12 protein-coding genes are annotated in these 11,409 nt (G+C 36.6%); 11 read left to right on the plus strand and 1 reads right to left on the minus strand.

What is annotated here, in order from left to right; translation table 11 throughout:
- The 8 genes from PAN06_RS10480 to PAN06_RS10515 form a co-directional block, all read left to right on the plus strand.
- Positions 1-1,038: DNA cytosine methyltransferase (locus tag PAN06_RS10480; protein WP_269796259.1), on the plus strand; the 1,038-nt coding region annotated here is incomplete at its 5' end.
- Positions 1,035-3,584 (plus strand): BpuSI family type II restriction endonuclease, encoded by a 2,550-nt coding sequence (locus PAN06_RS10485; protein ID WP_269796260.1) that lies wholly within the window; start codon positions 1,035-1,037, stop codon positions 3,582-3,584. The genes PAN06_RS10480 and PAN06_RS10485, both read left to right, overlap by 4 nt.
- 77 nt (positions 3,585-3,661) lie before the next feature.
- Positions 3,662-3,913, plus strand: a complete 252-nt coding sequence (locus tag PAN06_RS10490; protein ID WP_269796261.1) for a hypothetical protein — start codon at positions 3,662-3,664, stop codon at positions 3,911-3,913.
- A 670-nt stretch (positions 3,914-4,583) separates the two neighbouring features.
- On the plus strand, positions 4,584-4,817 hold the full coding sequence (locus PAN06_RS10495) for a hypothetical protein (protein ID WP_269796262.1): 234 nt from the start codon (positions 4,584-4,586) through the stop codon (positions 4,815-4,817).
- Positions 4,810-5,064 carry an SLATT domain-containing protein gene (locus tag PAN06_RS10500; RefSeq protein WP_269796263.1) on the plus strand — a complete coding sequence of 85 codons (255 nt, stop codon included), beginning with the start codon at positions 4,810-4,812 and terminating at the stop codon, positions 5,062-5,064. The genes PAN06_RS10495 and PAN06_RS10500 overlap by 8 nt, the downstream gene beginning before the upstream one ends.
- Positions 5,051-5,374 carry an SLATT domain-containing protein gene (locus tag PAN06_RS10505; RefSeq protein WP_269796264.1) on the plus strand — a complete coding sequence of 108 codons (324 nt, stop codon included), beginning with the start codon at positions 5,051-5,053 and terminating at the stop codon, positions 5,372-5,374. Before PAN06_RS10500 ends, PAN06_RS10505 begins: the two co-directional genes overlap by 14 nt.
- Positions 5,371-5,523 (plus strand): hypothetical protein, encoded by a 153-nt coding sequence (locus PAN06_RS10510; RefSeq protein WP_269796265.1) that lies wholly within the window; start codon positions 5,371-5,373, stop codon positions 5,521-5,523. Before PAN06_RS10505 ends, PAN06_RS10510 begins: the two co-directional genes overlap by 4 nt.
- Positions 5,524-5,561: 38 nt before the next feature.
- Complete coding sequence (locus PAN06_RS10515) at positions 5,562-6,188, plus strand: nucleotidyltransferase (RefSeq protein WP_269796266.1); 627 nt, start codon at positions 5,562-5,564, stop codon at positions 6,186-6,188.
- A 247-nt stretch (positions 6,189-6,435) separates the two neighbouring features.
- Here the strand turns inward: PAN06_RS10515 and gor are convergent, their stop codons facing one another.
- The gene (gor, locus tag PAN06_RS10520; RefSeq protein WP_269796267.1) at positions 6,436-7,782 is read right to left on the minus strand and encodes a glutathione-disulfide reductase; all 1,347 of its coding nucleotides are present in this window, start codon (positions 7,780-7,782) and stop codon (positions 6,436-6,438) included.
- 290 nt (positions 7,783-8,072) lie between these two features.
- Here gor and PAN06_RS10525 point away from each other — a divergent pair, with 290 nt between their 5' ends.
- Genes PAN06_RS10525 through PAN06_RS10535 form a run of 3 tightly spaced genes read left to right on the plus strand, consistent with a single transcriptional unit; the run spans position 8,073 to position 11,227 of the window.
- Entirely contained in the window at positions 8,073-9,281 is a 1,209-nt protein-coding gene (locus PAN06_RS10525) for an efflux RND transporter periplasmic adaptor subunit (protein ID WP_269796269.1), read from the plus strand.
- Positions 9,265-9,966 (plus strand): ABC transporter ATP-binding protein, encoded by a 702-nt coding sequence (locus tag PAN06_RS10530; RefSeq protein ID WP_269796268.1) that lies wholly within the window; start codon positions 9,265-9,267, stop codon positions 9,964-9,966. The genes PAN06_RS10525 and PAN06_RS10530 overlap by 17 nt, the downstream gene beginning before the upstream one ends.
- A 1-nt stretch (position 9,967) precedes the next feature.
- The gene (locus tag PAN06_RS10535; RefSeq protein WP_261065462.1) at positions 9,968-11,227 is read left to right on the plus strand and encodes an ABC transporter permease; all 1,260 of its coding nucleotides are present in this window, start codon (positions 9,968-9,970) and stop codon (positions 11,225-11,227) included.
- The last annotated feature ends 182 nt before the right edge of the window (positions 11,228-11,409 follow it).

An 11,409-nucleotide genomic window follows, 5' to 3' on the forward strand; every position in this document is an offset into this window, starting at 1 on the left:
GGTTATGAAGTTATATGGGCTATTGATAATAACCAAAATGCTGTAGCAACCTATAAACACAATTTACACGATGAAATTATTTGTGAAGATATTAATAAAATTGATTTAAATTCTATTCCAAGGGCTGATGTTGTAATAGGAGGACCACCTTGTCAATCATTTTCGTTGGCAGGAAATAGAAATGTTGAAGATGAACGGGGGCGGCTAGTTTGGCGTTATATTGAAATTATTAAGCATGTCAAACCAAAAGCATTTGTTTTTGAAAATGTAACGGGATTACTTTCTGCGAAAAACTCACAGAAGGAATCAATATTTGAATTACTAAAACAGGCATTTAGAAATATTGGATATAATGTTAATGCGAAGGTTTTAAATGCTGCAGACTATGGTGTTCCACAAAGACGAAAAAGAGTAATAATTGTTGGACTAAAAGGCGAAGATACATTTGAGTTTCCTCAAGTTACACACTGTGAGAGCGGAGAAGGTTTAAAGAAGTATGTTAGCGTAGAAGAGGCTCTTGGAGACTTACCTAAAGCTATTCAGGATGAGAATGGAAGAGCAAAATATACTTGTGGGCCAAAGAATGACTATCAAGAAATAATGCGTGCGGGTAATAAGTTTGACGTGACAGAACACTTTGTTTCACGATTAAGCAAATTAGATAAATATATCATTTCTCATGTTAAGCCGGGCGGAAACTATATGGATATTCCATCTGATGTGAATTCTGAAAGAATTAGAAGGCTTCAAAGGGACGGAGGACATACTACATGTTATGGAAGACTTCTTCCGGAAAAGCCATCATATACGATTAATACTTACTTTAATAGACCAAATGTGGGATGTAATATTCATTACTCGGATGACCGATTGATAAGTGTCAGAGAAGCATTAAGATTGCAATCATTTCCGGACTCATTTGAAATTGTATCAACAAGTAAACAAGGTAGAAACTTAATTGTGGGAAATGCTGTTCCTCCAATGCTTGGTGGAGTATTAGCAAGAAAATTGAAAGAGTATATGAAAGAGGGGTTATGATGGTAAGATATTCAGATTCAGAAGTTAGAGTATTTCATCCGATTTGCGAGAAGGCTCTTAATAATGCAATAACTAATTTGGGTCAGTCCAGAATGTATCAGGTTATTCATCATAGATACACTGGTTCTTTAGAAATGGACTTTGTTATTGAAAATAAAAAAACTGGAAAATACTTGTGTGTTGTGGAGGTAAAGAGAACCCCTAGTGATGTGCAAAGTACAAGATATCAGTTTCAAGCACAGTCATATGTTCAGATGAATACTGCACAAAATGAAAAGCCATTTTACATTATTACTAATTTAGAAGCACTTATTTCATTTAGATATGATGCATCTAAACCAAGAGTTTATCAGCAAATGCTTCAACCAGGTTTGGAGCATATATGTGATTTTACAACAGATAATGATAGTGTAATAGAAAGTAAACTGACTACAGCGTTCGAGAGACTTATTTCTAATTTTATTTCAGATACATATACTTACTCTACAACCTTAGAGCAGTTTATATCTTATATGGATAGCACATTAAGTAATGACAGAATGTGGAAAAGTAGTATGGCAATATTAATGTATGAGTACATAAGAGGTGCTTTTTCGGCTGTACGAAGAACTGATATTAGATATGATGTAAGAACATTTCATGATGATGTTCAGCAAATATGTATAGAAGCTAATCGTGTAGATTTTGATGGTATCTTTCAATATGATGCTACAAGATTTTTACCACGCCATTCGGTTGCAACTTCGATTTTATCTGATATATATACTTATGGTAATGCTAATATTTCAGGAGATGCAGTTGCGGATGCATTACATAGTAAACTTTCAGAAAATAAGCATCATGATGGAGAAGTGGCAACTGATTCAGAACTTGCATTATTGGCTGCTACTTTAGCCAAGATGTCGAATGGGAATTTGCAACCTGGTCGTAAGATTTGTGATCCTGCTGCTGGTAGTGGAAACTTAATTTGTTCTGCAATCAATGTGTTTAATGTTAATGCCTCTGCACTAAAGGCAAATGATATAAACAAGAAATTAATTGAGTTATTGTCTTTACGTTTAGGATTGAATTTTCCTACAAGTATTAATCATACAAACGCTCCTGAAGTTTCAACTGAAGATATTAATAACTTGCCTGCTCTATATTTTAATGACGTTGATGTGGTACTTTTGAATCCACCATTCGTTGCAGGAATAAATTGTGTAAACAGAAAGACTGCTTTTTATAATACAATCAGAAACCGCAAAGGATCTGATGCAGTTACTCTTGTGGGACAAATGAATCTGGGAGCAGTATTTCTAGAAACTGTTTGTTGGATGGTCAATCCAGGAACGACAGTTGTTTGTATCTTCCCGAAGGCACATTTGAAAGAACGTGGTGATGAGGCAGTATCATTTCGAAGAATGCTACTTCATTTGTTTGGATTACATACAATTTTTAATTATCCTGCAGAAGATTTATTTGATGCGGTAATTGAAGAAACATGTATATTTGTGGGAAAAGTAAAACAACCTACAACAAGAATCAACGTATATTCAAGTAATGATAAGGTGGCTGACTTGGATTTACATGCATTGGAAAATTATACAGGAATAATTAATCAGACAAATTATTCTACAATTATTCCGGGAATTGAAGCTAGAAGTTTTAGTTTTAATGAGCTTGATATAGCTGTTGATGATGGTTGGAGATTTGTATGTAGTGAGATGACAGAATCTATGGATTTTATGTCACATAATATTCTGCTTAATCCTAAAATGACATCCATTGTTAATACTACAAATGATTCAAGAAGAGGAAATGTTGGCGGAAGTGGTGTATCAGACTTGGTGTTTTTTGACTCGTTTGATGCTCTGTATAATAGATATTTAGGAATGGTTCCTTTATCTGCAGGAATGAGAAATGCTCAGCATAATGTATTTGAGTTGAGTTCTGGAGATTCTAAATTTATTGATTTTACGGCTATGACTGCTAATATAGCCACAAATGTAATTAATGATTATATTCCGTTGCAAAGAGTGGCGGAAGGACAAAGTAGAAATATAACTAAATCACCTGAAGATATAAAAAAGATTGCCGAACGTTATGCTAGAGTGGTATTTCAAGCAAATTCCGTGTTAGTTCCAACAAAGTTAAGAAGAACTGGACGTGTACATGTTACCCGTGTTCCTATGCATATTTCTACAAATTTTGTAGTATTCACTTATGGAACTGCTAATGAAGCAAATATTATTGGTTCGTATATGTCAACTATCTTTTATCAGTTGGAATGTGAGGTTCAGTCAAAAGACCATGCGGGATTAAGGAAATTGGAACTACAGGATGTTCAGACTACACACGTGCCAATTGTATCTGCTCTGACAACGGCAGAAATAGCAAGAGTAAATGCAGAATTGCCAAATATTCAATTTTTGGATTTGAATAATCCAGTTATTAGAAATATTGATTTGATATGGGCAGATATTCTATATGGTACAAACGCAAATGCTGTGTTAAATGATGCAATAAGGCTGTTGAGATTCTTAGCAAACAGAAGGAATCCATAAATATAAAATAAATTATTATAAATAAACACACCCGGTTATCTTAATAAAGACAAATTTGATAGGATTGGAGGAAGTTTATGAATATAGAAGAAATCAAAGAATTAATTTTACTTAAACAAGAAGACTCCTATTGGGATTTTAAGCGAGAATGGTATGCAAAAGATAAAAAGCAGATTTACTTCATGATATTATGTGTATGGCAAATAATCTATCTAATAGAAATGCTTATATTTATTATTGGTGTTGATGAGGAAAATGATTATTCATTTTCCTCGGTAAAAACTGATCTAAACAGAAGGAATACACAACAATTGGTCAATTTTATATGAGAAAAGCATTTTGCCGGTGGTGTCAGACCGATTGTTAGTGTCGAAAGTCTTGGCTTTGACGAAATTGAAATAGATGTAATTGTTGTACATAACAGTGATGTAACGCAATTTTACTTAACTGAAAAATTTCAATCTGTAATGCCTAATAACATCTATACACGAGTAATGGATTCTAATACGCCGAAGAACAAATCTGTGGATTTATAACATATTGAAATGCTGTGGAAAAAATGTTTTGGCTTATTTTCACCACCATTGGAAAGAATGACGATATATCTGAAACGTCCTGATTGGTGGGATTCTTCTCCGAGTAGTTATGAAGAAAAAATGTATTACAGGTTTTCACCTGAATTCACAATAGAAACAGTAATGGATGATAGCAAAAATAGATTTCAATACTACTTATTTAATCAAACCGATATTCGTCCTAGATGGTATGATATCAATCTATATTATCATCAAACAATGCTTGCTTCATTAAGAAGGACTATCTCTTGATGGAGGACGCTATTTTACACCTTCACCAAGAACAGATGGCGTTTCATTAACACAATATCATCATTGAGATGTTGCGTTTAAGTAATATATTAAAAATTCTATTGAATATATTGTCAATGAATTTTACTATCATCCAGATGGTGACAATGAGACAATTGCTCATGATAGGTTTATGGAATGCATTCTAGTATTTGAAACTGATTGTGAAAAAGAAAACTTCAAAAAATTCCTAAAACTCAATTGGAAAAACAAACAATGCTACATGGACAACATATGGTTACCATATTTCGAAGAAATCGAAGGTTATAATATGGATGTAATTAAAGAAGAATATATGAATTCTAAAATATTACAGAAAATGCTTGATGAGTTTCGCAATAAGAAAGGGGATTTGATACATGGATAACGAATATGCAATTTTAGAAGATTCTGTAAGAAATACTTTTGGAAGTGTTGTATGGTCGCATAAAATACAAGAAAAACAAGCGGATATATATTTTTCGCAATATAAATGTATGGAAACTATTAAAATAGTAACCGCTTCTTTAACATCGGTAGGCATTGTTTCTTTAATATTTACCGACCATATGTGGTTAAAAGTATTATCTGCTTTTATCTCATTTATATCTGCTTTTATTAGTGCTTTTTTTTAAGTCTTTTGATTTTCAAACATTGATTTCAGCTCATAATAATTCAGCTCAAAAATTATTGACAATCAGAGATGATTTAAAATTGTTATTAATGTTAATTCACCTTAAACAAAAGACAGTGAATGAGTTGACAGATAAGTATCAGGAGATTGTAGAAAAATTAGATGCTCTATATGCAGAAGCGCCACGAACTACTGATAAAGCGGTAGAAAAGGCACGAATAGCACTGAATATAGAACATGATAATCAATTCACTGATGAAGAAATAAACTGTAATCTTCCTAGTTCTTTGCATAGGAGGCAAGAAAAATGAGTGATTATGTAAAAAAAAGAGGAGAAGTAATAGAACAAGATATTCGTTCTACAATTTCAAGACGTTATCATACAGTTACATCTGCCGTTAATAGAGAATTTTGGAATATCTCAAGTGATACGCAAAATAGCTTTTACGTTGGTTCATAGGGCGAGGAAGTGCAATTGACACAAGTGATATAGATATTTTGGTTGTTTTACCTGAGAGTGTGTATCTAAAATATGATGTAATAAAAGGTAATGGGCAATCACGTTTATTACAAGCGGTTAGTCAAGCAATTATGACATCGTACCCTCGCAGCGAAATACGTGCAGATGGACAAGTCGTAAAAATAAACTTTAGTGATGGAATGAAATTTGAAATTCTACCAGCATTTAAAAAGACGGACTGGTACGGAAATTGGGATGGTACGTATAAGTATCCCGACACTAATATGGGTGGAAATTGGCGCTCAACAAATCCAAAGGCTGAACAGGAAGCGATGAAAACAAAAAATTCTAGTAGCAATGGTCTATTACTAGATACTTGTAAGCATCTTAGATTCGTAAGGGATAATTATTTTAGTAGTTATCATCTCTCAGGAATTGTAATTGACAGTTTTGTTTATCACGTAATTGGCGGATGGAGATGGACTGAACCCGGTAGCAGATTTTCTTCGGCCTGTGGCACATATGAAAATGCTTTATTAGAATATTTAAATCAAAACTCAATGTGGGGTATTCTTAATCTTACAGCACCTGGTAGCGGAGAAAATGTATCCACAGAGAATAGTTTAGAATGTTTGAGAAAAGTAGTTAATTATATTGTAAGATAAGAAAAAACGATTATACAGATGAATTTGCTGAAGAAATTGCTGAGATAGTGATCACAATGTTTATTGAAACATTCAAATAACTCACCTACCATTTTGGTACTTGAGCATAAGAAAACGACCACACGGGAGCATTCCTACTCTTGTATGGTCGTTTTCTTATGTAACCGCTTGAAGACGTCACTCAAAAACTGTTTTTTCTTACAATACCTAAGTGAAGGCAACTTTGTATCAGCTTCTTTTATTTCGATTAACGCATAGTTACAAATTCTTCAGATGCAGTTGGGTGAATCGCCACAGTTGCATCAAAGTCTGCCTTGGTTGCTCCCATTTTGATAGCAACAGCAAATCCTTGAATCATTTCATCAACACCATAGCCAATTCCATGAAGTCCGACAACTTTTTCTTCTGAACCTGCTGTGATCAATTTGAAACGTGTTTCTTGACGGTTGTCAGTGCAAGCAGAGTACATAGACGTAAAGCTTGATTTGTAAACCTTGATTTGGTCTTGACCGTATTCTTTAATAGCTTGCTCTTCTGTCAAACCAACCGTTCCGATAGCAGGGTGTGAAAAGACAACAGTTGGAATAGTTGAGTAATCCATTTTTGCAGTTGTTTTGCCGTTAAAGAGACGTTCAGACAAAGTACGTCCAGCCTTGATAGCAACTGGAGTTAGTTCTTTTTCGCCTGTTACATCACCTAAAGCGTAGATTCCCTCAACAACAGTATTTTGGTATTCATCCACTTGGATAAAGCCACGTTCGTTCAGAGTTACTCCAGCTTTTTCAAGTTGCAAGTCTTTAACGTTTGGACGGCGACCAGTAGCCCAGATAACTTGGCTAGCTGTGTGACTAGTACCATCTTCGAAATGAATGGTAATGCCTTCAGCAGTTTTTTCTAACTTGACAGGGACTTTGTGAGTATGAAGTGGCAAGTTTGTTCTTTCCATTTCCTTTACCAGACCTTCAACGATGTAAGAATCAAAACCACGTAAAGGACGGTCGCGACGAACAAAGAGATCTGTCTTGACACCAAAGGTGTGGAGTACGCCAGCCAATTCAACGGCAATATAACCCGCGCCTAGAATAGCAACTGACTCTGGCAATTCTTCCCAGGCAAATACATCATCAGAAGAGCCACCTAGTTCAGCACCAGGAATATTTGGAATACTTGGATGGGCACCAGTCGCAATCACGATATGTTTAGCACGAATCAGTTCACCATTTACGCTGACAGTATGAGAATCTACAAATTCAGCGTGACCTTCAATCAAGTCTACACCGTTGCGTTTAAAACTGCCATCATAAGAAGAACGAGCGCGATCGATATAGGCTTCACGATTACGACGTAGGGTTGCAAAGTCAAAGTTAAGATCAGTAGTCTTAAAGCCGTAGTCTTCTCCAAATTGATGGAAAGTCTCAGCGATTTGCGCCCCGTACCACATGATTTTTTTAGGAACACAACCGACGTTGACACAGGTTCCACCTAATTTCTTTTCCTCAATAACGGCCGCTTTGGCTCCGTGTTCACCAGCACGGTTCATGGTAGCAATTCCTCCACTACCTCCACCGATAGCAATGATATCATATTCTCTCATTGAAAACTCCTTTATACTCTTTTAAATAGTAGAGTGTCATTTTTTGATAGTCATATTCTATCTTTTTTTTTATCTGATTGCAAAAATCTGCTACGTTCAAAAAAATTAAAGAAAAGGCTTGCAAAAAGGAAAAATAAAGTGTATTATATAACTAGTACAATGGCAATAAAAATAGATTCCGAACAATAATCAAATCCTGAAATGTCATTATTTCGTTCTGAACTGTTATTGTTTATATTTGCTAATTTTTATATAATATTGTTAAGGACTTTAAATCAAAAAGGAGTTTCATTATGAAGAAGAATCGTAAAGCTAAAAAGTGGCAATTGTATGCAGCAATCGGTGCTGCCAGTGTAGTTGTATTAGGTGCTGGGGGGATTTTGCTCTTTAGACAACCATCTCAGACCGCGGTAAAAGATGAGCCTACTCATCTTGTTGTTGCCAAGGAAGGAAGCGTGGCATCCTCTGTTTTATTGTCAGGGACAGTAACAGCAAAAAATGAACAATATGTTTATTTTGATGCTAGTAAGGGAGATTTAGATGAAATCCTTGTTTCTGTGGGTGATAAGGTCAGCGAAGGGCAGGCTTTAGTCAAGTACAGTAGTTCAGAAGCCCAGGCGGCCTATGATTCAGCTAGCCGAGCAGTAGCTAAGGCAGATCGTCATATCAATGAGCTCAATCAAGCACGAAATGAAGCTGCTTCAGCTCCGGCTTCACAGTTGCCAACGCCAGCAGGAGGCGAAGGAGCTGCAGAGCAAACTCCAGCTCCAGTCTCAGGAAATGCAGTGTCATCTATTGATGCGCAACTAGGTGATGCTCGTGATGCGCGTGCAGATGCAGCAGCGCAATTAAGCAAGGCTCAAAGTCAGTTGGATGCCATGACGGTTCTCAGTACACTAGAGGGAACTGTGGTCGAAGTCAACCGCAATGTTTCAAAATCTCCAACAGGAGCTAGCCAAGTGGTAGTGCATGTAGTAAGTAATGAAAACTTGCAAGTTAAGGGTGAACTATCTGAATATAACCTTGCTAACTTATCTGTCGGTCAAGAAGTAACCTTTACTTCTAAAGTTTACCAAGATAAGAGCTGGACTGGTAAGATTAGCTACATTTCTGACTACCCTAAAAACAATGGTGAAGCAGCAAGTGCAGCTACTGCCTCAGCAGGTGGTAATTCTGGTTCTAAATATCCATATACCATCGATGTTACAAGTGAAATCGGTGATTTGAAACAAGGATTCTCAGTAAGTGTTGAGGTCAAGAACAAGACTAAAGCCATTTTGGTTCCTCTAACAAGTATTGTGACTGAAAATGATAAGAACTATGTCTGGGTGCTTGACGAGCAGAAAAAGGCTAAGAAAGTGGAAGTTGGTTTGGGCAATGCTGATGCAGACAACCAAGAAATCACTTCAGGTCTGACAAATGGAGTCAAGGTCATCAGTAACCCAACGTCTTCTCTAGAGGAAGGAAAAGAGGTGAAGGCTGATGAAGAAACTAATTAGTCTAAAAAATATCTGCAGAAGCTACCGTAACGGTGACCAAGAACTGCAGGTTCTCAAAAATATCAACCTAGAAGTGAATGAGGGTGAATTTGTTGCCATCATGGGACCATCCGGTTCAGGTAAGTCAACCCTCATGAACACCATTGGGATGTTGGATACTCCTACAAGTGGTCAGTATTTTCTAGATGGCAAAGAAGTAGCTGGTCTGGGTGAAAAACAATTAGCCAAGGTTCGCAACCAACAAATCGGATTTGTCTTTCAGCAGTTCTTTCTTCTATCTAAACTCAATGCTCTGCAAAATGTAGAATTGCCCTTGATTTATGCAGGAGTTTCGGCTTCAAAACGCCGTAAGTTGGCCGAGGAATATTTAGATAAGGTTGAATTGACAGAACGCAGTCACCATTTGCCTTCAGAATTATCTGGTGGTCAAAAGCAACGTGTAGCTATTGCGCGTGCCTTGGTAAATAATCCTTCTATCATCCTAGCTGACGAACCGACAGGAGCCTTGGATACCAAAACAGGGAACCAAATTATGCAACTTTTGGTTGACTTGAACAAAGAAGGAAAAACCATTATCATGGTAACGCATGAGCCTGAAATCGCTGCTTATGCTAAACGCCAGATTGTCATTCGAGATGGAGTTATTTCATCTGATAGTGCTCGATTAGAAAAGGAGGAAAACTAAGATGCAGAATCTGAAATTTGCCTTTTCATCTATCATGGCTCACAAGATGCGCTCTTTTCTCACTATGATTGGAATTATCATTGGTGTTTCATCTGTTGTTGTGATTATGGCTCTGGGAGATTCCATGTCTCGTCAGATTAATAAAAATATGACCAAGTCACAGAAGAATATCCATGTCTTTTTCTCGCCTATCAAAAGCAAAGATGGTTCTTTTACCCAAAAGCAATCAGCTTTGACAGTCTCTGGTAAAGAAGAGGAAGTCCATGTTGAACCGCCAAAACCGCAAGAAGCTTGGGTTAAGGAGGCGGCCAAACTTAAGGGTGTAGATAGTTACTATGTAACCAACTCGACAAATACGACCCTGTCTTATAAAGATAAAAAGGTTGAGCGCGCTAGCTTGACAGGTGGAAATATTACTTACATGAAGGCGGTTGAAAATGAAATTGTTGCAGGTCGTAGTCTTATAGCTCAGGATTATAAAGATGTGGCCAGTGTCATTTTGCTAGACCAGGAACTTGCTAACAGTCTGTTCGGATCCGCTCAAGAAGCTGTTAACAAGATTATAGATGTTGGTGGCTTTAGCTATCGTGTTATTGGTGTTTATACTAGCGATGAGGCCAAGGCTGTCAAGACATTTGGTATTGGTGGACTTCCCATTACGACTAATATTTCTCTTGCCAATAACTTCAATATGGATGAAATTTCTGATATTGTTTTCCGAGTTAATGATACCAGTTTGACACCAACTGTAGGACCAGAATTAGCTAGAAAAATGACTGAAATTGCTAGTCTTCAACAAGGAGAGTATCAGGTGGCAGATGCGACTGCAGCCTTCCAAGAAGTACAACAACTTTTTGGATTTATAACTACGATTATTAGTGCCATCGCAGGAATTTCTCTCTTTGTTGGAGGGACTGGTGTTATGAACATTATGCTGGTTTCGGTGACGGAGCGTACGCGTGAGATTGGTCTCCGTAAGGCTTTGGGTGCAACACGTGCTAATATTTTAATTCAGTTTTTGATTGAATCCATGATTTTGACCTTGCTAGGCGGAGTCATTGGTTTGACAATTGCGACAGGATTAACCGCTATAGCTGGTATACTTTTACAAGGTTTGATTGCGGGTATAGAAGTAGGAGTATCAATTCCAGTTGCCCTATTTAGTCTTGCAGTTTCGGCTAGTGTTGGTATGATTTTTGGGGTCTTGCCAGCCAATAAGGCATCGAAACTTGATCCAATCGAAGCCCTTCGTTATGAATAAGATCAACAAGATGGACACTTGTCTATCTTGTTTTTGTATGGATTTCCCTATCGAAAATCAGTAAAAATGTGATATAATGAAGTGTTAGAAAAACAGGTTTCATTTGCCTGGAAAGGAAAAATTATGTCTGAAAAGAATTTTTATATTACAACACCGATTTACTATCCATCTGGTAAACTCCA

This window comes from Streptococcus sp. SM3 (assembly GCF_027497875.1).

Excerpts from the sequence above, each read along its gene's own strand:
- PAN06_RS10535 (WP_261065462.1), top strand. The coding sequence starts at position 9,968 with ATGCAGAATCTGAAATTTGCCTTTTCATCTATCATGGCTCACAAGATG.
- gor (WP_269796267.1), bottom strand. The coding sequence starts at position 7,782 with ATGAGAGAATATGATATCATTGCTATCGGTGGAGGTAGTGGAGGAATT.
- PAN06_RS10510 (WP_269796265.1), top strand. The coding sequence starts at position 5,371 with ATGAGTGATTATGTAAAAAAAAGAGGAGAAGTAATAGAACAAGATATT.
- PAN06_RS10490 (WP_269796261.1), top strand. The coding sequence starts at position 3,662 with ATGAATATAGAAGAAATCAAAGAATTAATTTTACTTAAACAAGAAGAC.
- PAN06_RS10530 (WP_269796268.1), top strand. The coding sequence starts at position 9,265 with ATGAAGAAACTAATTAGTCTAAAAAATATCTGCAGAAGCTACCGTAAC.
- PAN06_RS10500 (WP_269796263.1), top strand. The coding sequence starts at position 4,810 with ATGGATAACGAATATGCAATTTTAGAAGATTCTGTAAGAAATACTTTT.
- PAN06_RS10485 (WP_269796260.1), top strand. The coding sequence starts at position 1,035 with ATGATGGTAAGATATTCAGATTCAGAAGTTAGAGTATTTCATCCGATT.
- PAN06_RS10495 (WP_269796262.1), top strand. The coding sequence starts at position 4,584 with ATGGAATGCATTCTAGTATTTGAAACTGATTGTGAAAAAGAAAACTTC.